Raw genomic sequence first — 24,715 nt, 5'->3', positions numbered from 1 at the left:
GTAGTAAAGCTGTACGTAGCTAACATCATCGTGTTGGCTACGTACGACTGAAAATAATTTCTACCTCTACCCCTTATGACTAATTACTATGGCCGTTGACATGAAAATCCCTCCCGTGGGGGAGTCCATTACTGAAGTAACTGTTGGTACCTGGAATAAACAAGAGGGTGACCACGTAAAGATGGATGACGTTCTGTGTGGACTCGATTCCGATAAAGCTACCTTTGAGTTAACGGCTGAAGCCGATGGGATTTTGCACATTCTGGCGCAGGAGGGCGATGTACTGCCTATTGGAGCCAGCATTTGCACGATTGATGATAACGGTAGTGCACCTGCTACTCCCGCTCCAGAACCGGCAGAGGCAGAGGCACCCAAAGCAGAATCGCCAAAATCTGCCCCGGCTTCACAATCTGCGCCTGCCATGCAGTCTGTTGCTGAGCCAGCACAGGCATCCGTTGCTTCACCGGCTGCCAGCGTCGTTGAAATGAAAGTACCAGCGGTGGGCGAGTCAGTTACCGAAGTAACTATCGCATCATGGAGTAAGAAAGATGGTGAACAGGTTGCCCTGGATGAGGTGCTTTGTGAACTGGAATCGGACAAAGCTACCTTTGAACTACCAGCCGAAGCCGCCGGAATACTCCGTATCATGGCTCAGGACGGCGAAACATTGCCCATTGGTGCCTTGATTGCTAAAATTGAGACGGGTGCCATCGAAGCGACACCAGCCACTGCACCTACTCCTCAAGCGACAACGTCGGCCCCTGCTGACGAGACATCGGCCAATGGGCAGAACGGTAGTAGCTATGCTGCCCACTACCCATCACCCGCAGCGGCCAAAATACTGGACGAGAAAGGTGTTAATGCGCAACAGGTTCAAGGCTCAGGCGTTGGGGGCCGCGTAACGAAAGATGATGCTATGAAAGCATCCTCCGCACCAGCTCAGCCGGCTGCTCCAGCCCAACCCGCTTCAGCACCTAAACCGGCTGCTCCAGTTGCATCTGCTCCGCCAGCGGAGAGCCCCGCACCGGGAAGCCGGAATCAGCGCCGGGAGAAAATGACTTCACTGCGCCGGACAATTGCCCGTCGATTGGTAGCGGTCAAGAATGAAACGGCCATGTTGACTACCTTCAATGAGGTGGACATGAAGCCGGTAATGGATTTGCGAAATAAATTCAAAGATAAATTCAAAGAGAAGAACGGCGTTGGGCTTGGCTTCATGTCCTTCTTTACGAAAGCCGTTTGTATTGCGCTCAAGGATTTTCCGGCGGTTAATGCCCAGATTGATGGCGACCAGATGATTTTCAATGACTTCTGCGATATCTCCATTGCCGTTTCAACGGAGCGCGGTCTTGTCGTTCCAGTCATTCGCAATGCAGAGCAACTCAGCTTTGCCGGTGTGGAGAAGGAAATTGTCCGGCTGGCTGGTCTGGCCCGCGACAATAAGCTAACCATCGACCAGATGACCGGTGGTACGTTTACCATCACGAACGGTGGTACGTTCGGCTCGATGCTTTCGACGCCTATTATCAACGCCCCGCAATCGGCCATACTTGGCATGCACAACATTGTCGAGCGGGCTGTTGTGATTAACGGTGAAATTGTGGTTCGGCCCGTTATGTATCTAGCTCTCTCCTACGATCACCGCATCATCGATGGCAAAGAGTCGGTTAGCTTCCTGGTGCGCGTGAAGCAAATACTCGAAGACCCTACCCGGATTCTATTCGATATGTAATATTCAAAACAAGGTATAAAAAGACGGAAGGGACTGTTATAGCAACAGTCCCTTCCGTCTTTTTATACTTACCAGAGATGACATCTACACCTTTTCTGGTACTACGAAAGGAGCGCGGTACTTCCGGGTAAGCATCTGGTTCGCTTCTTTATCACCTACAAATACTTCATTTTTGGGGTCGAAGTGCAGCGTACGACCCAAACGGTAAGCAATGTTACCCAGGTGTGCGATACCTGATGACAAGTGCGCTGTTTCGACCGGTCCGTTTTGCTTCGACTTATCTCTCGACCGAACGGCTTCGATGAAATTCGCGTAGTGGTCGCCCCCTTCATTGCGGGCCGGACCCGGAGCACGCTCTTTCCCCAGATACGTTTTGTAATCAGAATAGCCGTTGATGACCATATAGCCTTTGTCGCCGTAGAAAATGTTGCCAATCTCAACGCCATCTTCCTTGTTGGTCATCCAGGGGCGGACCTCAAATTGTATTACCTTACCCTGGGATGGATATTTATAAACAGATGACAACGTTTCGGGCGTTTCCTTACAGTCTTTCCAGAGAAATTTGCCACCGGCCGATGTAATTTCTTCAGGAAAACCAACATCCAGTCCCCACATGCACAAGTCTGTTTCGTGAATGCCCTGGTTGCCAATGTCTCCATTACCATAGTCCCAGAACCAGTGCCAATTGTAGTGGACGTAGTTTTTGCTGAATTCTTTCTCCTGCGCCGGTCCCTGCCACATGTTCCAGTTCAGCTCCGATGGAACCGGTGATGTTCCCTTGTTGCCAATGTCGGGCCGCCATTTGTAGACCAGTCCACGGGCCATATATACGTTGCCAATCAACCCATCGCGCAGGTGCTTGATAGCTTCCTGAATGGCTACTGAACTCCGCAACTGTACACCGTGCTGTACAATTCGGTTGTAGCGGGTAGCCGCTTCGATCAATTTACGCCCCTCGTGAAGATTATGAGCACCGGGTTTCTCCACGTACACATCCTTACCCGCCTGACAGGCCCAAATAGCTGCCAGCGCGTGCCAGTGGTTCGGCGTAGCAATACTGACGGCATCGATATTCTTATCGTCGTAAACCTGCCGCAGGTCGGCCATCATCTGAACTTTTCGGTTGTATTTCTTCTCGAAGTCTGCCGCTCCTTTTTGTAGAACATCGCTGTCGACATCGCACAGGGTAACTACTTCCACGTCCTTTTGCTTTGAAAGCCCCTGAATATGGTCTTTACCGCGACCATTAATCCCGATGACGGCCATTCGCACGCGGTCATTAGCGCCAAACGCATGCGCCGGAACATAGGTGGGCAGGCCAATAGCTGCCAATGAGCCGACGGCACCTGCCTTAAGGATATCGCGCCGGGAAACTTGTTTTGAGTCCATGAGTGTAACTGATTTAGGAACTGCTTGAGGGTTAACGTACTAGTAAAACCAAAAATACTGGCTGAACTACTTACAACCTGGGCAACGTCAGGCCCCCATCGACCATAACAACCTGACCGGTCGAGTAGGGGAAGTCGCCTTTGGCCAGTGATGCTACGGCTTTCCCTACGTCAGCAGGAAACCCCCAGCGTTTCTGGACACACAATCCGTTTTCGATAAGCGAATCGTATTTGGAAGTAACACCAGCCGTCATATCCGTTTTTATTACGCCCGGTCGTACTTCATAAACTGGTATGTTATATTCACCTAATCGAACCGCAAATAGCTGGGTGGCCATACTCAATCCTGCCTTTGCCACGCAGTATTCGCCCCGGTTAACGGAGGCAACGGTTGCCGAAATAGACGATACGTTGATAATGCAACCCCAAAAATCGGCTTGCTCGGCCTGTTGAGAAATCATCCAGTTGGCAGCTGCCTGCGTCAGGAAGTAGGCCCCCTGAAGGTTAGTGGATAATACGTATTGAAAACTTTCTTCGGTCGCTTCCAGAATATCCTTTCGCTCTTTGGGTGCTACGCCGGCATTATTTACTAACACGTTTAATCGCCCGAAATGAGTCTTGATGGTGGTTATCATTTCATTCCGAGCCGCGGCCTGCGCAATATCACCGGGGCAATACAGTACGTTATTACCTCTGTTTCTTAGCGCATCCAGTGCCTCCCGAACAGCTTCCTCTGGGCGAACGCCATTAATAACAAGGTCAAAACCGGCATCGGCTAACTGCTCGGCAATACCGTATCCAATACCCCGGCTACCACCGGTTATGAAGGCTACGGGGCGACCCTTCGCGTTTTTCATAAGCTGGTTTTTAATGCTTTAAGCGCTTCGGCTTCGGGTCTTTTTTTGTATAACGGATCCAGCGGGTAGCACCCCGAAATCAGCCCATTACGGGGTGCCGTTGTGCAATCGGAAAATGTGCGGCAAATCTGGTTGCGGACCAGTGCCCTCCCTGAAAGCATATCGGCTGGCATGGTTGGGTACGACAATACCATACGCCCAAAACCCACACTATCGGCCATACCGTTCCGCAAAACATACTGCGCGACGTTGGGTAGCCATTCCTGTAGGTACGAATAGCCTGACCCAATAATCACTAGCTCTGGGAAAGCCTGTTTCAACTCGTTTGTCACGTCTATTTGTCGCTTTACGCCCAAAAGCGGGTCTTCTGGCGGTAAATATCCATCGGAAGGAGGGAACAGAGCGGGGCGCATCAGGTGCGGGTTATAATAGGGGCTGCCGCCAGTAATACATACCAGTTGGATACCGAGCGATTCTGCCAGCGATAGCAACGCCTTTGTTTCCGTCAGGTCAAGGCCTAATCCATTGGAGTCGCCACCAAAGGCAAAGGGATATTGCGCTGCATTTTCAGGAACGCCCGTTCCGGTATCCCCTTTTTTGAAAGGCAGCATATCAAACGCACTCAGGCGAATACCGATTTCCAGTCCCGGTGCTGCCTGGTGGATACCCGTCACGATGTTTCGCAAATAACGGGTTCGGTTCTCGAACGAACCGCCGTATCTCCCTTCTCGGCTGACGGCGCTCAAAAACTCGTGTCCCAGATAGCCGTGGCAATGTTTTACGTCTACAAAATCGAAACCCGCTTTTTGGGCCAGCACAGCCGCATCAATGTACTGCTGGATAATGTGGTCAATATCAGTATCCGTAAGCAGCGGGTAGTCGGCAGGCATGCCGAACTTACTGTTTAGGAATGGATGGTTGTACAGAATCTTTGACTCAAAGTTTTTGTGACTATTGGGCTTGCAAAAACGCCCGGAATGCGTGAGCTGTAGCCCAATCAGTAAATCATCGGTTTGTCCAAACGCTTGTTCATGGTTGTGGAGAAGCGCCTGACGCAGCTCGATAAAATCAGGAAATGTTTCGGTGTTCAGTACTAACTGATTTGGGTTAGCTTTGCCTGAATGGCAAACCGCAACAGCTTCGCAGCCAAATAAGAGCTTGGCTCCACTGATAGCGAATTTGTTCCATCGGCTCTTTGTAAATTCACTTGGCCTACCATCAGTAGTCCCATCCCAGCCTTCCATAGGCAAAATGCAAAGGCTATTACCAATTGTTTTGCCTGATTTGAGAGGGATGGGCTGATTAAATGGATTTTCGGCAGGAGGGAGTAGGTTGTCGTCAAACGGCAGGTCGATGTCGTTCTTATCCAGGTGCGTTCGCAGGTCAGCAGCCGTTTTTAACTGGGCCATGCGGGGGAATTGGGGCTTGTATTTCTCGCTCATTGAGGAAGTTACGGTCAGATGGTCTGCTATTTGGCAATTTGTGGTTCGACGATTCGGTTAAAGAAGGTATAGTACGGTTCGTTACGGATTATTCGCTGGAGGTATAGGGCCACCTCGCGGGCATGGTAGTCGCCCCACATGCTGGACTCACCGTTGGCAATTTTACTGCCGGGTGGCACGTAATCCCAGCCGTTGGGCTGGTGATAGATGGAGTGTAAAATCAACCCCTGATGGACTGGAGCTATACTAAGATAGGGTTCAGTGAATAATGCTTTAAGTACTGTTAAACCTGCCTGCCAGTAACGCTGGCCCTGTTCCGTGTTACCTTTACCGGTCAGATAGCGGCCTAATCGCAGCAACCCTTGTGCGCCAATGGCCGCTGCTGAGCTATCTACCGGTTCAAAATCATTGTATGGGTCGGCGGGTCGGTTTAGGTAATCGCCTAAACGGTACAGGTTTGGCGCGCCCGTATCCCAATAAGGAATTCCATCGATGGGGGTATGGTCAATATAAAAATCGCAGGTAGCGGTGGCCGCTTTCAGCATCAAAGCTTCGATGGAATCGCGCCCACCGAGCGCCTGCAACTCGGTATCATCACAAGTCGCGAGCCACTCCAGTTCTTCGGCGAAGCCGCACATAGCCCAGGCCAGACCGCGCGTCCAGGTGGTAAAGCCAGAATAACCCTGCTGGGAGTTGGGACAGCGGAATTTGCCATCTTTCACATTGAAGACGCTTTCGTGGGCGGTGCGACCCCATAAGTCGTAGGAGTCGCGGCCTTCACCATAAAATACGGAATAATTGGCGGTGGCTTTCATGTGTTGTAAAGCACGTTCCAGCAGATTGATTTTTACGTCGCCCTCGCCCTGAAATACGTGGCCGAGCGCATGACTTAGTACGAGTGCCCGGCAGGAGCGAATGGTATCAACAAACAGGGAGTGCTGCCCATTGAATGAACTGATGAATCCCCCATTTTTGATGGGTGTCCATCGGCTCGCCTGTACGGCCCCGGAAATCTTCAGGGCCAATTCATAGAAGTTAGCCTCCCAGTCATTATGCGTAATTCGCCCCTCGCGCATCAGCCGAAGCAGGTTTCCGTACGTGCTGACGTTATTGAAGCCGTGGTCGTGTACACCGATATGACTGATATGCGGAGCCATGACCGACAGTGTTTTCTGGCGACCCATCTCCAGGAATTCAGTGTCGCCCGTAGCATCGAACTGTAAAATGGCAGAGCCAAATTGAAATCCCTGTGTCCACTCCGTCCAGCCGCGAGTCGAATATTGTCCGGCTACCGTGAAAACCGGGGAGCCTTTCGATACGTCATATTCTTTATCAATCAGCTTAATTTTCTGGCCCGAGACCTCCCAGAAATGCGTGAGCGCTGATGTGAGGTCGGTGGGTTGTAGGGAGGTGTCAATCTGCATATCACTAAAAGGGCGGGCTTATATTGGCTCTCTTTCCTAAAGAACAAGTAGTGCTGTCTACTACTGAATGGACACAAAAAAGCCGTACGCGACAGCATCGGTACGGCTCTTACTGGTCTTTAATCCTTACGCTTTGAGCAAGCTTACTCCTCCCATTTCTGGCGGTTGCGGAATACCCATCAGTTGTAAAATGGTTGGGGCAATGTCCGCCAGTTTACCATCATTCAAGGCTGGGTGATAGTCTTTATCAACCAGAATACAAGGGACCAGATTCGTGGTATGTGCCGTGTTGGGGGTTCCGTCGTCGTTTCTCATGAATTCAGCATTGCCGTGGTCGGCAATGATAATCGTTGTGTACCCGTGAGCCAGGGCAGCTTCCGTAACGGCTTTGGCACAGGCATCAGCGGTTTCGGCCGCTTTTACGACGGCCTCGAATACGCCCGTATGACCCACCATATCGGTATTGGCGAAGTTCAGACAAACGAAATCCGTTTCTTCATTTTCCAGTTCGGGGATGATGGTATCCCGAATGTCAAAGGCTGACATTTCAGGCTTCTGGTCGTACGTTTTTACGGGAACAACGGTCGGTTCACCTTTTTCATCATAGATGGTCATTTCCTTAGGTGAGGGACACAGCAGACGCTTTTCACCCGGAAACGGTTCTTCGCGGCCACCCGAAAAGAAGAACGTAACGTGGGGGTATTTCTCCGTTTCGGCAATTCGTATCTGCTTACGACCTGCTTCTGAAATGACTTCACCTAACGTTTTTTCCAGATTGTCCTTATCGAAAATGACCTTTACCCCAACGAAATCGCTGTCGTAGTTAGTCATCGTGATGTAGTCCAGGTTGAGCTTCTTCATGCCCTGCTCCGGGAAGTCCTTCTGAGTGAGGGCCTGCGTAATTTCCCGACCCCGGTCGGTGCGGAAGTTAAAGCATAACACCACATCTCCATCCTCAATCGTGGCTACCGGCGATCCATTAGCTTTGGTCACAATGAGGGGGTTGATAAACTCATCAGTTACCTTGGCATCATAGGATTCCTGTAAGGCTTTTGTCACATCGCCGGGGTTTATTTTCTCGCCTACCCCTTTTACCATCGCATTGTAAGCTACTTTAACACGCTCCCATCGGTTATCCCGGTCCATGGCATAATAACGGCCTGTCACTGTAGCAATCTGCCCGGTTGTAGCGGCCATGTGTGCCTGAAGATCAGTCAGGTAACCAATGCCGCCTTTAGGGTCGGTGTCCCGGCCATCGGTAAATGCATGAACAAATACATCGCTCAACCCGTGGGCGTGAGCAATGGAAAGCAGCCCTTTTACATGGTCAATATGTGCATGAACACCCCCGTCTGATACCAGACCGATAAAATGGACCCTTTTGCCGTTGGTTTTGGCGTAGGTAAGGGCGTCAACCAAAACCGGTTCGTTATCGAGCGTGTGTTCTTCTACCGCTTTGTTCACTTTCACTAAATCCTGGTAAACGACCCGCCCGGCTCCCAGATTCATGTGGCCTACTTCAGAGTTTCCCATCTGGCCCGCTGGCAAACCAACAGCCAGCCCTGATGCTTCGAGCTTACTGTTGGGGTATTTTGGATACAGCGAGTTCATGAACGGCGTATAAGCCGATGCAATGGCCGACACTTCAGGTTTGAGCGGAATACCCCAGCCGTCGAGGATAATGAGAATGACTTTTTTGTTCATAAATAGAGTGGAAAAGAGCGGAAGGATGAAAGAACGAAAACCTACCGGTAAATTCATTCTTTCGTTTCTTTGCCCTTTTTCTCAGTTAGACTATGCTGTTGAATTAAATAGGTAAGTAGTTGTCGGCAGCATCGAAGGGCTATTTGATACACATCTTCAAAAACTTCCGGGCCTTCGTAATAAGGGTCTGGTACATTGGGCTGGTCGCTCACGTCCGGATCGAATTCGCGCAGTAGGAAAATAGTATCGTTGGAGTATAGCCCTGTACTGCGGTAGTTTAACTTTTCAATGGCTTCGAGGTTCGTTTCATCCATTGCCACGAAGTAATCAAACTGTGCCAGATCATCGCCAGTAAATCGCCGGGCGCGGTGGGACAGCGTTAATCCGTGTTCGAGGGCGTTTTCGCGGGTGCGTCTGTCGGGCAGCTGTCCGATATGGAACGAAGCCGTTCCAGCCGAATCGCAGCTCAGTTGTTCCTCAAAGCCTGTTTCGGCCACCAATTGCCGGAAAACTCCCTCTGCCACCGGCGACCGACAAATATTGCCATAACAGACGAAGAGAATATTGAGCATATAGCTTTGAACGTGGAGCAACGGGGCAGGGTGCGTAATGTACCCTGTGTTACAAGCCCTGCGCTATTTTTCCAGCGGATCGTTGTGTTCGTCTACAATCACGAATACATCTTCACCTTCTTTTTTCATCAGGTATTTTTCCCGGGCGAATTTCTCCCGTAACTGGTCATTACCCAGCACTTCTCTGCGTTCGTTCTGAACTGCTTTAATTTTCTCCTGATAAAACCGGGCCTCTTGGTCCAGTTCATACAGTTTCCACCGGTTCCGGATCTGCGTAGGCAGATCGTTCGCATCAAAAAACGTCATCCAAACCAAAAGGCCCAGACCGGTAGCAACGTAGAAATTACGGAGGTAACGTAGAAGACGACGGTAGAGCATAACAACAAGTGCAAAATGTAGCGTGAAGAGTGACGAATAAAAAATCATCGGATTGTCATTCGTCACTCTTTACACTATTCAATTCATTCAATTAGAACTTAAGCCCTGGGAAATAGGCTGTTTCGCCCAGTTCTTCTTCAATCCGAAGTAGTTGATTGTATTTGGCCATCCGGTCGGAGCGGGAAGCAGAACCCGTTTTGATTTGACCCGTGTTGAGGGCTACGGCCAGGTCGGCAATAGTAGCATCTTCGGTTTCGCCCGAACGGTGCGACATAATGTTTTTATACGAATTGCGCTTTGCCAGATTAACCGTGTCAATCGTCTCGGTTAGCGAACCAATCTGATTCACTTTCACCAATATAGCGTTGGCAATGTTTTTGTCGATACCTTCCTGCAAACGAGTCACGTTGGTTACGAACAGGTCGTCTCCTACCAGTTGGGTATTGGTCCCTTCCAGCTCGTCGGTATGTGCCTTCCAGCCCGCCCAATCGTCTTCGGCCATACCGTCCTCGATGGACATAATAGGGTACTTGCTAACCCAATCCTTCCAGAAACCAGCCATTTCCGAGGAAGTAAGCTTGTCACCCGTCGACTTTTTGAAATGATAAACGCCCGCTTCTGCGTCGTAGAACTCGGAGGAAGCCGCATCCATGGCAATCCAGACATCTTCGCCGGGGCGAAATCCTGCTTTTTCGATGGCCTGCATGATTGTCTGAATAGCTTCTTCGTTCGACTTAATATTTGGCGCAAAGCCCCCTTCATCGCCTACGTTGGTAGCCAGGCCCATCTTTTTCAGCACCCCTTTCAGCGTATGGAAAATTTCGGCACCCATCCGTAAGGCTTCCGAAAAGCTTGCTGCGTTGGCTGGCATCACCATAAATTCCTGGAAATCGATGGAATTGTCGGCGTGCGAACCCCCGTTCAGTATGTTCATCATCGGTACGGGTAGAGTGTTGGCATTAACGCCCCCAATGTAACGGTATAGCGGTAAACCAGCCTCCTGGGCTGCGGCTTTGGCGGCTGCCAGTGATACGCCCAGGATGGCATTCGCTCCCAGGCGTCCCTTGTTGGATGTGCCATCCAGTTCCAGCATGATTTTATCGATCATACTTTGTTCAAAAACTGGAATGCCTACCAACTCCGGAAAAATCAGTTCGTTAACGTTTGAAACTGCTTTCAACACGCCTTTTCCCATATACACGGATTTGTCATCATCGCGAAGTTCAACCGCTTCATGGGTGCCGGTTGATGCGCCCGATGGAACGGCAGCACGGCCCAGATACCCATTTTCGGTACGCACGTCTACTTCCACTGTTGGGTTGCCGCGTGAATCCAGAATTTGTCGGGCATGAATGCTTTGAATGGTACTCATCGTAAAGAAATAAGAAGGATTAACAATGAAAAAAATATCGCTCCGGCGCACCGGTTTTTAGGGTTTGGCTACCAAACGATTGCACTAAGTAGCTAACCCGTTGCAAAGTAACGAAATACAGGACAAAAGGTAAGGGCGAGAATGGGAATGGTTTATGAGTTCATGAATTATTCATGGACTTTATACCCCGAAAACGGAAGTTATCGGAAAATTTTGTCTATTTGTAGGCTTATAAATCGGACGTAAACTAACCAACCCTATCTATGCGTGGGCTATTGTATTTTTTATTGTTTTTACTAGTTGTCTTTGGTGTTCTCTATGCCTTAACTGGCTGGAGTTACAGCGATGGAGAACGGGCCGGCACGGTATCTAAATTCAGCCGACGTGGCTTTATCTTCAAAACGTATGAAGGTGTTTTGAACGTAGGTGGCTTTTCGGGCGAAACGGGTTCGCTGACACCCCAGTATTTTGATTTTTCGGTGAAAGATGAGGCCGTAGCGGCTAAAGTGACCGAAGCCGTAAAAACCGGGCAACGGGTAACGCTCCATTATGAAGAGAAGATCCTGAAGCTCGCCTGGAATGGAGAAACAAAATACTACATTACGGGGGTAGAAATAGTAGGGCCACCGGCGCGCCCCTATGGGGATGCATCAGGCTATCCTGGCTATCAACCGGGGCAACCGCAACCCGTTCAGCCTCAGCCACAGACGGCACAACCTGACATGCAGCAACCCACCCCCGCACAACAACCGGCGCGTGTGGATACGTTGTAGTTCGTACTAATCATGAAGCCTGCCAATTAGCTCGTTTTTAGGCAATTGGCAGGCCTTTTTTATGCCTTCTCCAAACCTGAGATTATTGCTGAAAACCGTCGTTCTATTTTCAAAAACCGTTAGGAAATTCAGCCGATTTTGGGTAATTTTAACTGTTTAAACAACCATCCAAACATGGCGAAATCAGATACGGCGCAAGCCACAGCATCTGCTAATGACAGTAAATTAAAAGCTCTTCAAACGACCATTGAGAAACTTGACAAAGCATTTGGCAAAGGCACGGTTATGCGCCTGAGCGAAACGAAAGTTTCCGATGTTCCCGTTATTTCGACCGGCTCTCTTGGGCTTGATATAGCCCTCGGTATCGGCGGTCTGCCCCGTGGTCGCGTCGTTGAAATATACGGTCCGGAATCGTCCGGTAAAACAACACTCACGATGCACTGCATCGCTGAGGCACAAAAAGCGGGTGGTCTGGCTGCCTTTATTGATGCCGAACACGCTTTTGACCGTGTGTACGCCGAAAAGCTGGGTATCGACACGAAAAATCTGTTGATTTCACAACCTGATAATGGTGAGCAGGCACTCGAAATAGCCGAACATCTGATTAGCTCCGGCGCTATCGATATTATCGTTATTGACTCCGTCGCTGCCCTCGTACCAAAAGCTGAAATCGAAGGCGAAATGGGGGAAAGCAAGATGGGTCTACAGGCCCGTTTGATGTCGCAGGCATTACGAAAATTAACGGGTACCATTAACAAAACGGGTTGCTGCTGTATTTTTATCAACCAGTTGCGCGAAAAGATTGGTGTAATGTTCGGTAACCCCGAAACAACCACCGGTGGTAATGCCCTCAAATTCTATGCATCGGTTCGGCTTGATATCCGGCGTATTGGCCAGATTAAAGAAGGGACTGATAACGTAGTGGGTAACCGCACGAAAGTTAAAGTGGTGAAGAACAAGATGGCTGCTCCCTTTAAGGTCATTGAATTCGACATCATGTACGGTCTGGGTATATCGAAAGTAGGAGAAGTTCTTGACCTGGGCGTCGAGATGGAGATTGTCAAGAAATCAGGGTCGTGGTTTTCTTATGGCACCAGCCGTTTGGCGCAGGGCCGTGATGCCGTGAAAGAGTTGTTGCTCGATAATCCGGAACTAATGAACGAAATAGAAGGAAAAATCCGGGCAAAAATCGCTGAAGACGACAATGCTCTTGTTGACCCCGTACTTGCCGCCACCGAAGACGACGACGAGGGTGAAATTGATGATTAGTTTAACATAGTTATTCGTTTGAGAAGGGTAGGCATTTATGCTTACCCTTTTTTGTGTAACGTCTATTGGAAAGACAAAAGCGGCAACTTGTGAAAGTTGCCGCTTTTGTCTTTCCAATAGACGTCTGTTCCCGAAACTATCGTTTTTCAACCGGTACAAATTCCCGGTGAGTAGGACCGGTGTATATCTGGCGGGGACGGCCAATGGGTTCTTTGTTCTCCCGCATTTCTTTCCACTGGGCAATCCAGCCCGGTAAGCGGCCAATAGCGAACATAACTGTAAACATATTGGTCGGAATGCCCAATGCACGGTAGATGATACCCGAATAGAAATCAACATTCGGGTACAGTTTGCGCGATACGAAATAGTCATCGTTCAATGCCGCTTCTTCCAGCCCTTTGGCTATGTCCAGTATGGGGTCGTTGACGCCCAGTTTGCTCAACACGTCATCAGCTGCCTTTTTGATAATTTTGGCCCGGGGGTCAAAGTTTTTATAAACACGGTGACCAAAACCGTATAACCGGAAGCCAGTCGATTTGGCGTTTTTAGCCATCTCTACATACTTACTAACATCACCACCATCGGCCTTGATGTTTTCGAGCATCTCGATTACTTCCTGGTTAGCTCCGCCATGGAGTGGACCCCATAAAGCACTCACACCCGCCGAAATAGACGAATAAATATTTGCCTGCGATGAACCCACTAATCGTACTGTAGAGGTAGAACAGTTCTGTTCGTGATCGGCGTGCAGAATAAGCAGTACGTTCAGCGCTTCAACCACTACCGGATCAACGGTATAGTCTTCAACCGGCAGTGCAAACATCATATTCAGAAAGTTCTGTATATAATCGAGCTTATTTTGCGGGTAGTTCATCGGGTGCCCCTTGGAGCGCTTATAAGACCAGGTAGCAATGGTTGGCAGTTTGGCCAGCAACCGGATAATGTGCAGATCGGTATTGTCCTCATCATTTACATCCGGGTAAAAGGCACTCATGGCACTAACCAGTGAAGACAAAACACCCATCGGGTGAGCATCAACCGGAAAACCATCAAATATTTTCCGCATGTCCTCATTCACCATGGTATGGTGCCGAATGTCGCTTTCAAATTTATCGTACTGAGTCTGCGTGGGCAGTTCACCATAAATAAGCAGATAAGCGACGCCCAGAAACGAAGCTTTAGCGGCCAGATCTTCAATGGAGTAACCCCGATACTGAAGAATACCTTTCTCGCCATCTAAAAAGGTAATGGCGCTTTTAGTGGCACCGGTATTTTTGTAGCCACGATCTAAGGTAACATAACCAGTTTGATCGCGTAGGTTAGAAATGTCGAAGGCTTTTTCATTTTCAGTTCCCTCCAATGTTGGAAATGAATAGGTTTTACCGTCGACGGTTAAATCAGCAGAGTTTGCCATATAAAAGATAGGGTAGAATAAATCTGGGGTAATAAATAATGAGTTTGCTTCGCAACAACACCATCCGGGCGAAATTAGACTAAAAATCCAAATGACAGTCGATTTTGTCGCAAAAAAGGCATGTTACATTAATATTAAGGGGTAACAGGTGATTTAGACAATAAGTTTTTTTGGTTATTTTTTGTAGAACACCCCTCCCTTCATGACAACCTGAATCTGTCTGAGACTGGCGATTGTTGTCAACGGATTACCGTTTACCGCTATTAAATCGGCTTGCCAGCCGGGTTTTATGCGGCCCCTGTCAATAAGGTGAAATACATCGGCATTAACAGAGGTTGCCGAGCGTAGTACGTCAAGTGGCTTCATCCCGTAATCGACCATCATAATCAGCTCGCGGGCATTATCACCATGGCTGAACACGCCTACATCGCCACCAGCGCAGATAATTACGCCCGCATCCAGTGCCTGCCTGAATATGCCCCGCTTTTGCCTGATACGTTCTGGTTCCGGCTCCTGCCCCTTTTTCCAGCCACGATACTGGCTTACGGCATCACCAGCTGCCAGCGTCGGACATAAAGCTGTTCCCTGTTTCTTCATCAGGGCAAATATTTCGGGCGTTGCGGCATCGCCGTGTTCAATCGTTTCGCAACCGCCGAGAATGGCGCGACGCATCCCTTCGGCGGTGCTGGCATGAGCAATTACTGGCCGACCGCTGCTTTTGGCGACTTCAACAATGAGTTTTATTTCATCCAGCGTGTACGTTGGCCTGGCTTCGGCCATCAATCCCCAGCGGTAATCGGCGTATATTTTTATGGCATCTGCTCCTTTACCAATCTGTCTTCTTACTGCTTTTATGAGAGCATCGTGACCGTCGGCTTCTTCAGCCCCCTGCGGCACGTCAATATCGGGGCTGAAGCCTTTGGGAGCGTAGCTGCCTGTAGCGATGAGTGCCCGCGTTACAACAATCATATGCGGACCCGGAATTACACCCTGGTCGATAGCTTGTTTTAAGCCTACATCGTCATAGTCCGCTCCCTCGGTGCCGAGGTCACGGACAGTAGTGAACCCGGCCAAAAGTGTTTTTTCCGCGTGGACTGTTGCACGTGCCACGCGCAATGAGCGCGGTTCTTTCAATACCTGTTCATCCCAGGGCGTTTCATTATAGGGGTGTAATAGTAAATGAGAATGGCCTTCAATCAGGCCGGGCATCAACGTTGTTCCCGGAAGTTCTACTACCGAAGTACCGGGTGAGTTGACTCCATTGGCAGAAAAAGAGTTCAAAGGACCGACGGCGTCAATTTTATCGTCCTTTACCCGAACGGCCCATCCTTCGTGCATGGTTTCACCATCGAAGACCCGGTCTGGTTTAAGTATAACGATTGTCTGGGCAAAAAGGGAGAAGGGTAAAAAGAGTACCAGGAAGTAGAATTTGTGCATGAGCTAATGAAGGCGTATACCTCAAAAATACGCAAAAAGTAACCAGAAGCTGTAGTGAGTCCAGTATAAACTGTGGGCGTAAATTATAACTCGATAGGCATGACGTGGTATTCGTGAAGGTGCTGCTGAACCGAGTCAAACCAAACAACGGTAGATTTAGTCATGGCCGATACTTATCAACTTTTCAGTCTACCTTTGCGTTCTTTACAGAGGGAGTAAGTGTACTATACAGGCGAAAGGAGGAATGAATGCTTCACTCTCCTCAGGTTGCCCTTATCGCCGGATTGACAAAAATCAACTAAACAGAAAAATGGCTTCACAGTACGATGTAATCGTTGTGGGTAGCGGGCCAGGCGGTTATGTAGCTGCCATCCGGGCCTCGCAATTGGGTCTGAAAACCGCCGTTGTTGAACGCGAAAGCCTCGGTGGGATTTGTTTGAACTGGGGGTGTATTCCCACCAAAGCATTACTAAAATCAGCGCAGGTTTTTGAATACATCAAGCACTCGGCTGATTATGGTATTACTATCTCGGGTGAATCGAAAGCAGATTTCGGTGCTGTTATCAAGCGGAGCCGGGGTGTAGCCGACAGCATGAGCAAAGGTGTTCAGTTCCTGATGAAAAAGAATAAAATTGACATCATCAACGGTTTTGCTACCCTGAAGCCCGGTAAAAAAATAGACGTGACAGACGCGGAGGGTAAAGCCGCCGAATATGCTGCGAAGCACATTATCATTGCTACCGGTGGCCGCGCCCGCGAATTGCCCAGCGTACCCATCGATGGGAAGAAAGTAATCGAGTATCGGAAAGCCATGACGCTGGAAAAGCGGCCTGACACGATGCTGGTCATTGGTTCTGGGGCTATCGGGGTCGAATTTGCCTACGTATATGCCAGCATGGGTTCTAAAGTAACCATCATTGAATTTCTGCCGAATGTAGTACCTGTCGAAGACGAAGACATATCCAAAGAACTGGCCAAGCAGTATAAGAAACTTGGTATTGACATCTACACAAAGTCAGAAGTGACTAAAGTAGATACCAGCGGTTCGGGTTGTAAGGTATTTGTAAAAACGCCCGATGGAGAAAAAACCTTCGATGTTGATATTGTCCTTTCGGCAGCGGGTGTAGTCGCTAATATCGAAAAGATTGGCTTGGAAGAAACCGGTATCACCGTTGACCGGGGCAAGATTGTTACGGATGATTTTTATCGTACTAACATTGAAGGTTATTATGCTATTGGCGACTGTACCAAAGGGCAGGCGCTGGCGCACGTAGCTTCGGCGGAAGGGATTATCTGCGTGGAAAAAATTGCTGGTCAACCGCATGTTGAGCCACTGAACTATAACAACATTCCGGGCTGCACGTATTGTACGCCCGAGATTGCGTCTGTGGGCTATACCGAGAAAGCCGCTCGTGAGGCTGGTTACGAACTGAAGGTAGGTAAGTACCCATTTTCAGCATCGGGTAAAGCCAAAGCTGCGGGCGTGCCGGAGGGATTCGTAAAAGTCATTTTTGATGCCAAGTACGGAGAGTTCCTGGGTGCTCATTTCATTGGCACTAACGTGACGGAGATGATTGCTGAAGTAGTAGCCGCCCGCAGACTGGAAACGACGGGTGAAGAAATTTTGAAGTCTGTTCACCCGCACCCAACCATGTCAGAGGCCATCAAGGACGCCACTGAAGCCGCTTACGGTGAGGCTATTCACCTGTAAAAGAGTGGTTTGTAAAAGAAACGGCCCGGTCAAAATGTTTTGACCGGGCCGTTTCTTTTTGCATTACTTAGTTAAAATCTTCCAGTGCATCAGACCTAGCTTCGTAAAGAAGTAAAGTACTGAAGTCCGTAACACACCAAGGCCATAAATGGAGCTACGCCGGAAGTTTATCGATGATGCTTCGTCGAAATATTTGGTTGGGCAGGTCACTTCGCCAATATCGTACCCTTTATAGAAAATCTGGGCAATCATCTCATTATCGAAAATGAAATCATCGGAGTTGTGGGTAAAGTCCAGGCTACGAAGTACCTCTCCTGAAAAAGCCCGATATCCGGTATGGTACTCGGACAGCTTCTGGTTCATGAGCACATTTTGCGTCAGTGTCAGGAAGCGGTTTGCCACGTATTTGTACATAGGCATTCCGCCTTTCAGTGCCCCTTTTCCCAGAATACGAGAGGCAAATACCACTGGGTATAGCCCATTGCCAATGATAGAAATCATGGCAGGCAGTAGCAAAGGCGTATATTGATAATCAGGATGCAGCATAACGACGATGTCAGCACCGAGTTCAATCGCTTTAGCGTAGCAGGTTTTCTGATTACCACCGTATCCTTTATTTTTATCATGGCGGATAACGTGCCGGATTCCTAGATTTCGGGCCACTTCCACCGTATTATCCGGACTGGCATCGTCGACCAGAATAATATCATCGACTAAATCAAGTGGAATTTCACGGTAGGTTCGCTCCAGCGTTAGTGCTGCCCGATAGGCTGGCATCACTACAATTACTTTCTTGTCGTTAAACATGGGGTAAAATTAAGCGGTCGATAGCAGTCTGCCAATAATTTTAGTAATCTCGGCCATTTCCTTGGCCATATTGAGCGTAGATTTGTTCTTTGATTCAACTTGCTACTAAGTTTAAACCTCCGGTAGCGGTATTTTCTTTCTTTATGTTTTCCAGCGAAACTGTATTTTTTCTTGCTTTTGCGGCCTTTGTGCTTCTTATCATGGCTGTGGACTTGGGCGTTTTTTCGAAGCGTAAAAGTCACGTAGTACAATTCAAAGAAGCCGCTATATGGAGTGCCATCTGGGTGGCGTTATCCATTTCATTTTACTTCTTCCTCAAAAATTTCGGGTATCTGATTCATGGGATCGACACGGCTGTCCGATTAAAGGAAGTACGTGATATGTATGCTGATCATGTTGAATTTGTAGCGGGCAATTTTCCGGCCAGTCTTGCTCGTTTTCAAGATAATATGGCCCTCGAATACATAACGGGCTATTTAGTTGAGTACTCACTTTCGGCGGATAATATTTTCGTATTTATATTGATTTTTAATTCATTCGGCGTTCAGGAACGGTATTATAAAAAAATTCTGGTATATGGTATTCTGGGTGCCATTGTTCTACGCTTTATTTTCATCTTCCTGGGTTCAGCACTGATTCAGGAGTTTGAATGGGTTATGTACCTGTTTGGGGCTTTTCTGGTTTACACGGGTGTCCAACTGTTTTTTCAGAAAGAGGAAGATGAAAAAATTGACCCGAATGAGCATCCCGTTGTTCGGTTTGTTAGTAAATATCTGAACGTATACCAACGCAACGTAACGGATAATTTCTTCGTCCGCCGGAAGTCTGACCGAAAGTTATTTGTAACACCCCTGTTCATTATTGTTATTGTGGTTGCCGTAACCGATCTGGTTTTTGCCGTTGACTCTATTCCGGCCATTTTCTCCATTACGAAGGACCCGTACATCGTCTTTTTCTCGAATGTGTTTGCTATTATGGGTTTACGCTCTATGTTCTTCTTCCTATCGAGTATTATGAGTCAATTCCGTTTCCTGAAAATAGGGTTGGCGGTATTACTAACGTTTATCGGTGCTAAAATGCTGGCCGAACACTGGCTGGCCGATCAGGGCTTCAAACCCGTTTATTCCTTGTACATTATCGTTGGTATCCTGAGTGTAAGTGTCCTTGCCTCGTGGCTGATTCCCGAAAAAAAGGCCTAAATGGGTTGCTAAACCAATGGAATAGTTAAGATTTAGACGGTTTTCTGGATTTTGCGTTATAGTGCAGTAACTCCCTAAAATCCTGTGAAAATTACGCAAGACCACCTGGCGATATCAACAACGGTTCTCAAAACCTTTCGTCGACGCCTAACCAACTTAAGCAGTCGCAATCGTTCGCTTTTGTTGAGTAGCCTTCCCGCCAGTCAGTTTCTGGATTTGCACGAAACGGATTTCCTGCTCAACAAGCCATCGTTCACGCTGATTGCCGATCTGATTAGCCGAAAGCCATCGATCAGGTTGTGCGATGTACTGAATGCCCGTCAGGAGCGTAGTAATGAGGTAAGTCGTAAACTTCGGCGAATTGCCCGCACAGCCCGGTTCATTGAAGAAGAGCGCGGCACGGAGGATTTATACATTGGATGGCCATTTGTGAAAGGAAAATTTCTGGACGATACCGTCGTTCACGGACCCTTATTGTACTTTCCGGTTCAGCTTTCTCACCAGGAAAAGTTCTGGTCACTAAAACGCCGGGGTGACGAAATCGCGTTTCTGAATCCTACTTTAGCACTGGCCTACGGGCAGTTTAATCAGGTAAAGCTTCTTGATGAAGTAGTGGAAAAAACAATGGATGACTTTGATCGTGATCCACTGGCTTTCCGTACACAATTGTACGAGTGGCTCAAAACTACGCCCCTTGAAATCAACTTCAATCAGGACTTGTTTGCGGATAAACTCCAGTTTTTCAATAAACAATCAGCCAAAGACCTGACTCAACTGGAACGGACAGGTGAATTAAAGCTTTATCCTGAGGCTGTACTAGGCATATTCCCCCAAGCTGGGTCTTTCCTGGTTCCGGATTATGATGAGTTGATGGCCAGACAGGAGAAAGCAGAGGAAAAACAAGCGGATGAATTTTCACTTTCTACCTCGTTCTCTTTTCCAGCCCTGCCGGAAAAAAGCATTCATACGCCACTGCCAATGGATGCCTCCCAGGAGGCTGCTTTACGGGCAGTAAAAGCGGGTCAATCATTGGTGGTACAGGGACCTCCCGGAACAGGAAAATCTCAGCTAATTGCTAACCTTATGGCCGATGCTGCTGCGTCGGGAAAACGGGTGTTGCTGGTATGCCAGAAACGGGCTGCGCTCGATGTGGTGCAGGAACGATTACGGCAGGTAGGAATGGCTCCTTTTCTGGCCCTGATACACGATTTCCAGGAAGATCGGCGGGCCTTATATGCTCAGATTGCTGTCCAGATAGATCAACTGGATACTTACCGGCAACAGAATAACAGCCTGAATGCGGTATTGATTGAGCGGGATTTTGACATCGAGAGCCGCCGGATTGACGAAATAGTAGGGGAGTTAACAGCATTTAAAGCCGCTTTATTTGACACGAACGAGTGTGGCCTTTCGGCCAAAGAATTATACCTGACCAGTACAGCTGAGCATACAATAGTACTATTAGATGACGTATATCAACAGTTTAATCTGGCAGGAATAGACGGTTTCGTTAGTCGGCTAGCTGATTTCGCAGCGTATCAGCAACGGGTAGGCACTGGACATCACTGGGCCGAACGAGTGAGTTTTTTTCAGTTTGTGAATGCCGATTTAGGAAAAATAGATGATGTCATTGTTAGCTGGGACGAATTGCGGAGAAATACGAATGAACAATGTAAAGCAGTGTTAGGTGAGCAACTTTCGTTCGATGAATTAGCCAATTGGCAGGCTCACGACTGGGAAACTACTTCGATTTTAACGTTAATAGGTGATGAAACGTCAGATAATGAAACGGTTTGGAAAGTTGTCAATCAGCTACGGGACAAGCCGAATCATCCCGGCTTGACAATTGCCGGAGTTAGACTAGAGCAGTTAGCCGATTCCTGGGAAGAAATGCTGGCTTCGCCCGGCCCGGAATCTTCACTACCCATTGCTGATCTCCGCGCATTCCGCGATTTACTGGCGGGGGCGTTAGCCATACGGTCCTCCTGGATACAGTGGAACTGGTGGCAACTCAGGAATCCGGGTAAATCTCAATTACAGCAGGTATCGTTTGCTAATGGGCTGACCACGTCGGAACAGGATTTGCAAACCCTGATGACCAGGGTCAACCAACGAATTAAGCTGGAAGCGATACGCCATGAAGCGCAACCTGTACTGGCCGATTTGTCACTTACAGAATCGCCCGAAGGGGTACGGTTACTCCGGCGTGCCCAGCACCTTACTGAACAGATAAATGCTTTAGAGCCGTTTCACCAACTTCCCGCTTCCATATGGAAAAAAAGCCAGATGGCATTCAATAATGCTGTTTCAACTGTTTTGAACCTGGCTGTTACTGTAACCCGGCATCAAATGGAGGCTCAGGCATATTTGACTAGAAATCAATTAATTAAACTTTGGAATGAACATGATTGGGTTACGCTACTTCGGCAATCGCTTCAGAGCGATTTCGACCTGATGGTCGAGGCTGACCGGTTATATGAAGGGTTTTCGGAAGTTGAGAAGACGGTAATCCAGCGACTTGCTAATCAATCTCCAGAAAGTTGGACTGCATTATTTCAAAAAAGTATCCGTCGTACCTGGCTCGACCATATTGAAGCATTGCATCCTGAGCTACGAAGCGTGTCATCGCTTAAAATGGGGCAATGGGAGCAACAATTGCAGGAAAGTGTTACACGGAAGCAATCGTTGAGTCAGGATATCTTGCTGGTTAAACTACGTGAACAGACATACCGAAATTTAGTCGTTAACCGCTTGAATAATGTGGTGACGTATCGCGATTTGTTGCATCAGACAACCAAAAAGCGGACTGTATGGCCAGTGCGTAAATTAATGGAATCGTTTGCTGATGAGGTATTCAAGCTGGTCCCCTGTTGGTTAGCATCCCCTGAGTCAGTATCGGCTATGTTTCCCCTGCGCGAAGGCTTATTCGACCTGGTGATTTTTGATGAAGCTTCTCAGTGTTTTGCCGAAAACGGTATTCCGTCCATGGCACGTGGTCGTCAGGTTGTAATCACAGGTGACAATAAACAATTGAGACCAAGCGACTTATACCGTACTCGCCTAGACGACTTAGAACCAGAAGAAGAAACACCAGCGGCTCTGGAGGTAGAATCTTTACTTGAGTTGGCGGCCCAGAATCTGCCACAGTTATCATTAACCGAGCATTATCGCAGTCGCTCGCTGGACCTGATTACATTTTCAAATGAGTATTTCTATCAAAGCAAGCTTTCATTATTACCGCACTTCGATGAGATTAACCGGCAGCAACCGGCTATTCATTACCACAATGTGAAAGGTGTATGGCAGCAGAATGCGAATCTGAAAGAAGCGGAAGTTGTACTCCAACTACTGGACCAGGTAAATGCCGAATTACCCGGTCGGTCGGTCGGCGTTGTAACGTTCAACTACCAGCAGCAACAATTGATTCAGGATATGTTGGAAAGTAGGGACGAGGTAGAACCGGCAGAGAAAGGGAAAGCGTTACCCCCCGGTCTCTTCGTCAAAAATATTGAAAACGTGCAGGGTGATGAACGCGACGTCATTATTTTCTCTGTTGGTTATGCGGTCGATGAACGTGGACGGTTAGCCATGCAGTTCGGGAGCTTGAATAGGCAGGGGGGGGAGAATCGACTAAATGTAGCGATTACGCGGGCGCGGGAACGGGTTTATATTGTCACAAGTTTGTGGCCAGAACAACTCAGCGTAGCCGACACGGCAAACGAAGGCCCGAAACTACTGAAAGCTTACCTGTCGTATGCACTCACTGTAGCACAGGAGGAGTTTAAACCGGTTCCCCAACCACAACAGGCCCTTACCGCAACTACCTTACTCAAGACTAAACTGGCTGCTAAGCACCCTAACTGGCAACCAGAACTCCCTTTCGCCGATTTGACGGTCAAATCGGGTAAAAGATACGAGTCGCTAATTCTGACAGACGACGATGCGTATTATCAGCAAACAGATAAACAAGCCCACGCTTATTTACCTATTGCTCTTCGGGCACGTAACTGGCCCTTTAAACGCATGTGGAGCCGGGAGTTCTGGCGCAAGGAGATTTAGCATAAAGCAAACAGTCGCTTGTACAAAAAGCGGCTTGATGCAACTCAAGCCGCTTTTTTATTCCTGCATCATTCCAATGAACTGATCAAATAGATAGTGCGAATCGTGAGGACCGGGAGAGGATTCAGGGTGATATTGCACCGAAAAGGCGGGTTTATCTTTAAGCCGAATGCCCTCAATTGTTTTGTCGTTTAGGTTAATGTGCGTGAGTTCTACATTATCCATGTCCATTACCTCATCGGCTTTAACAGCAAAACCATGATTTTGTGAGGTGACCTCACAATGGCCAGTAATCAGATTTTTGACCGGATGATTCAGACCCCGGTGTCCGTTGTGCATCTTGTAGGTCGAAATGCCACTGGCCAATGAAAGAATTTGATGACCCAGGCATATGCCGAATAATGGTTTCTCGGTGTCCAGTGCCTGCTTAACGGTTTCAACAGCATATGGCATAGCAGCCGGGTCGCCAGGTCCATTGGCAATGAAATAGCCGTCGGGTTTCCAGGCAGCCAAATCAGCGTGCGGTGTACGGGCAGGGAACACTTTGCAAAATACGCCCCGCTGATTGAAGTTACTCAGAATGCTCCGCTTAACGCCTAGATCCAGCACCGCTACACGTAGTTTTGCTTCCGGGTCTCCCTGTTCGTAGGCTTGCTGTGTGCAAACCTCCGATGATAACTCCAGTCCATCCATGTCCGGCACTTTCTGTAACTCGGCCAGCAGGATAGCTGGATCGAGTATCTCCGACGAGATGATGCAATTCATTACCCCTTTCGAGCGGATATAGCGTACTAACTGACGCGTATCGACACCATGGATACCAACAATATTAGCTTTCTCAAAATAATCCTGTAACGACCCATCGGCCGTATAACGAGAATGGATGTTGGAGAAAAAATTGCAGACCATAGCCCGAATTTTTACCCCGCCAGATTCCTGTTCTAACTTGTCCAGCACACCGTAGTTACCAATGTGTGACGTTGTATTTATTATTACCTGACCATAATAGGAGGGGTCTGTATAAATTTCCTGATAGCCGGTCATTCCGGTATTAAAACAGATTTCGCCCCCGGCTGTACCTATCTTACCAAGGGCAAGACCCTGGTAAACGGTTCCGTCCTGTAATACCAATAATGCTTCAGGTTGCTGCGTATGTTTCATGTATACTTCTTCGGCT

Annotated in this window: 18 protein-coding genes; 6 read left to right on the top strand and 12 right to left on the bottom strand. The window is 48.4% G+C overall.

All coding sequences use genetic code 11. The features are described from left to right. The first annotated feature begins 88 nt into the window (after positions 1 to 88). Entirely contained in the window at positions 89 to 1,732 is a 1,644-nt protein-coding gene (odhB, locus tag B156_RS0105935; RefSeq protein WP_018618742.1) for a 2-oxoglutarate dehydrogenase complex dihydrolipoyllysine-residue succinyltransferase, read from the top strand. 84 nt (positions 1,733 to 1,816) lie between these two features. Here odhB and B156_RS0105930 read toward each other — a convergent pair whose 3' ends face one another. From B156_RS0105930 to eno, 8 genes are all read right to left on the bottom strand, one after another. Further along, the gene (locus tag B156_RS0105930; protein WP_018618741.1) at positions 1,817 to 3,121 is read right to left on the bottom strand and encodes a Gfo/Idh/MocA family protein; all 1,305 of its coding nucleotides are present in this window, start codon (positions 3,119 to 3,121) and stop codon (positions 1,817 to 1,819) included. A gap of 70 nt (positions 3,122 to 3,191) precedes the next feature. After that, positions 3,192 to 3,977, bottom strand: a complete 786-nt coding sequence (locus B156_RS0105925; RefSeq protein ID WP_018618740.1) for a 3-ketoacyl-ACP reductase — start codon at positions 3,975 to 3,977, stop codon at positions 3,192 to 3,194. Continuing rightward, a complete protein-coding gene (locus B156_RS0105920) occupies positions 3,974 to 5,419 on the bottom strand; it encodes an oxidoreductase (RefSeq protein ID WP_018618739.1) in 1,446 nt (481 codons plus the stop codon). Before B156_RS0105920 ends, B156_RS0105925 begins: the two co-directional genes overlap by 4 nt. Before the next feature lie 26 nt (positions 5,420 to 5,445). Further along, complete coding sequence (locus tag B156_RS0105915; protein WP_018618738.1) at positions 5,446 to 6,843, bottom strand: glycoside hydrolase family 88 protein; 1,398 nt, start codon at positions 6,841 to 6,843, stop codon at positions 5,446 to 5,448. Positions 6,844 to 6,969: 126 nt separating this feature from the next. After that, positions 6,970 to 8,547 (bottom strand): 2,3-bisphosphoglycerate-independent phosphoglycerate mutase, encoded by a 1,578-nt coding sequence (gene gpmI / locus B156_RS0105910; RefSeq protein ID WP_026260630.1) that lies wholly within the window; start codon positions 8,545 to 8,547, stop codon positions 6,970 to 6,972. 53 nt (positions 8,548 to 8,600) lie between these two features. Then, positions 8,601 to 9,119, bottom strand: a complete 519-nt coding sequence (locus B156_RS0105905) for a low molecular weight protein-tyrosine-phosphatase (protein ID WP_018618736.1) — start codon at positions 9,117 to 9,119, stop codon at positions 8,601 to 8,603. A gap of 63 nt (positions 9,120 to 9,182) precedes the next feature. Next, positions 9,183 to 9,497 (bottom strand): septum formation initiator, encoded by a 315-nt coding sequence (locus B156_RS0105900; protein ID WP_026260629.1) that lies wholly within the window; start codon positions 9,495 to 9,497, stop codon positions 9,183 to 9,185. Positions 9,498 to 9,588: 91 nt separating this feature from the next. Beyond that, positions 9,589 to 10,869, bottom strand: coding sequence for a phosphopyruvate hydratase (gene eno, locus B156_RS0105895; protein WP_026260628.1), 1,281 nt, complete (start codon positions 10,867 to 10,869; stop codon positions 9,589 to 9,591). A 263-nt stretch (positions 10,870 to 11,132) separates the two neighbouring features. Here eno and B156_RS0105890 point away from each other — a divergent pair, with 263 nt between their 5' ends. Further along, on the top strand, positions 11,133 to 11,642 hold the full coding sequence (locus tag B156_RS0105890; protein ID WP_018618733.1) for a hypothetical protein: 510 nt from the start codon (positions 11,133 to 11,135) through the stop codon (positions 11,640 to 11,642). A 174-nt stretch (positions 11,643 to 11,816) separates the two neighbouring features. Then, positions 11,817 to 12,911: a recombinase RecA gene (gene recA, locus B156_RS0105885; RefSeq protein WP_018618732.1), complete on the top strand. Its 1,095-nt coding sequence runs from the start codon at positions 11,817 to 11,819 to the stop codon at positions 12,909 to 12,911. Positions 12,912 to 13,047: 136 nt separating this feature from the next. Here recA and B156_RS0105880 read toward each other — a convergent pair whose 3' ends face one another. Together B156_RS0105880 and B156_RS0105875 are read right to left on the bottom strand one after the other, a co-directional pair. Continuing rightward, positions 13,048 to 14,325, bottom strand: coding sequence for a citrate synthase (locus B156_RS0105880; RefSeq protein WP_018618731.1), 1,278 nt, complete (start codon positions 14,323 to 14,325; stop codon positions 13,048 to 13,050). A gap of 174 nt (positions 14,326 to 14,499) precedes the next feature. After that, the gene (locus B156_RS0105875) at positions 14,500 to 15,762 is read right to left on the bottom strand and encodes a metal-dependent hydrolase family protein (RefSeq protein ID WP_018618730.1); all 1,263 of its coding nucleotides are present in this window, start codon (positions 15,760 to 15,762) and stop codon (positions 14,500 to 14,502) included. Positions 15,763 to 16,072: 310 nt separating this feature from the next. Here B156_RS0105875 and lpdA point away from each other — a divergent pair, with 310 nt between their 5' ends. Next, positions 16,073 to 17,473, top strand: a complete 1,401-nt coding sequence (gene lpdA, locus B156_RS0105870; RefSeq protein ID WP_018618729.1) for a dihydrolipoyl dehydrogenase — start codon at positions 16,073 to 16,075, stop codon at positions 17,471 to 17,473. Positions 17,474 to 17,536: 63 nt separating this feature from the next. On the opposite strand, the gene B156_RS0105865 is transcribed toward lpdA, so the two are convergent. After that, positions 17,537 to 18,280 carry a glycosyltransferase family 2 protein gene (locus B156_RS0105865; protein WP_018618728.1) on the bottom strand — a complete coding sequence of 248 codons (744 nt, stop codon included), beginning with the start codon at positions 18,278 to 18,280 and terminating at the stop codon, positions 17,537 to 17,539. Positions 18,281 to 18,423: 143 nt separating this feature from the next. Here B156_RS0105865 and B156_RS0105860 point away from each other — a divergent pair, with 143 nt between their 5' ends. Both B156_RS0105860 and B156_RS0105855 read left to right on the top strand, forming a co-directional pair. Further along, complete coding sequence (locus B156_RS0105860) at positions 18,424 to 19,479, top strand: TerC/Alx family metal homeostasis membrane protein (RefSeq protein WP_018618727.1); 1,056 nt, start codon at positions 18,424 to 18,426, stop codon at positions 19,477 to 19,479. Positions 19,480 to 19,662: 183 nt separating this feature from the next. Beyond that, a complete protein-coding gene (locus tag B156_RS0105855) occupies positions 19,663 to 23,538 on the top strand; it encodes an AAA domain-containing protein (protein WP_018618726.1) in 3,876 nt (1,291 codons plus the stop codon). Between the two features lie 57 nt (positions 23,539 to 23,595). Here the strand turns inward: B156_RS0105855 and carA are convergent, their stop codons facing one another. Then, positions 23,596 to 24,699, bottom strand: a complete 1,104-nt coding sequence (carA, locus tag B156_RS0105850; protein ID WP_018618725.1) for a glutamine-hydrolyzing carbamoyl-phosphate synthase small subunit — start codon at positions 24,697 to 24,699, stop codon at positions 23,596 to 23,598. Between the last annotated feature and the right edge of the window lie 16 nt (positions 24,700 to 24,715).

The organism is Spirosoma luteum DSM 19990, from assembly GCF_000374065.1.
Lineage (GTDB): Bacteria > Bacteroidota > Bacteroidia > Cytophagales > Spirosomataceae > Spirosoma > Spirosoma luteum.
This window is presented reverse-complemented; position numbering and strand designations above follow the sequence as displayed.

Excerpts from the sequence above, each read along its gene's own strand:
- odhB (WP_018618742.1), top strand. The coding sequence starts at position 89 with ATGGCCGTTGACATGAAAATCCCTCCCGTGGGGGAGTCCATTACTGAA.
- B156_RS0105930 (WP_018618741.1), bottom strand. The coding sequence starts at position 3,121 with ATGGACTCAAAACAAGTTTCCCGGCGCGATATCCTTAAGGCAGGTGCC.
- B156_RS0105925 (WP_018618740.1), bottom strand. The coding sequence starts at position 3,977 with ATGAAAAACGCGAAGGGTCGCCCCGTAGCCTTCATAACCGGTGGTAGC.
- B156_RS0105920 (WP_018618739.1), bottom strand. The coding sequence starts at position 5,419 with ATGAGCGAGAAATACAAGCCCCAATTCCCCCGCATGGCCCAGTTAAAA.
- B156_RS0105915 (WP_018618738.1), bottom strand. The coding sequence starts at position 6,843 with ATGCAGATTGACACCTCCCTACAACCCACCGACCTCACATCAGCGCTC.
- gpmI (WP_026260630.1), bottom strand. The coding sequence starts at position 8,547 with ATGAACAAAAAAGTCATTCTCATTATCCTCGACGGCTGGGGTATTCCG.
- B156_RS0105905 (WP_018618736.1), bottom strand. The coding sequence starts at position 9,119 with ATGCTCAATATTCTCTTCGTCTGTTATGGCAATATTTGTCGGTCGCCG.
- B156_RS0105900 (WP_026260629.1), bottom strand. The coding sequence starts at position 9,497 with ATGCTCTACCGTCGTCTTCTACGTTACCTCCGTAATTTCTACGTTGCT.
- eno (WP_026260628.1), bottom strand. The coding sequence starts at position 10,869 with ATGAGTACCATTCAAAGCATTCATGCCCGACAAATTCTGGATTCACGC.
- B156_RS0105890 (WP_018618733.1), top strand. The coding sequence starts at position 11,133 with ATGCGTGGGCTATTGTATTTTTTATTGTTTTTACTAGTTGTCTTTGGT.
- recA (WP_018618732.1), top strand. The coding sequence starts at position 11,817 with ATGGCGAAATCAGATACGGCGCAAGCCACAGCATCTGCTAATGACAGT.
- B156_RS0105880 (WP_018618731.1), bottom strand. The coding sequence starts at position 14,325 with ATGGCAAACTCTGCTGATTTAACCGTCGACGGTAAAACCTATTCATTT.
- B156_RS0105875 (WP_018618730.1), bottom strand. The coding sequence starts at position 15,762 with ATGCACAAATTCTACTTCCTGGTACTCTTTTTACCCTTCTCCCTTTTT.
- lpdA (WP_018618729.1), top strand. The coding sequence starts at position 16,073 with ATGGCTTCACAGTACGATGTAATCGTTGTGGGTAGCGGGCCAGGCGGT.
- B156_RS0105865 (WP_018618728.1), bottom strand. The coding sequence starts at position 18,280 with ATGTTTAACGACAAGAAAGTAATTGTAGTGATGCCAGCCTATCGGGCA.
- B156_RS0105860 (WP_018618727.1), top strand. The coding sequence starts at position 18,424 with ATGTTTTCCAGCGAAACTGTATTTTTTCTTGCTTTTGCGGCCTTTGTG.
- carA (WP_018618725.1), bottom strand. The coding sequence starts at position 24,699 with ATGAAACATACGCAGCAACCTGAAGCATTATTGGTATTACAGGACGGA.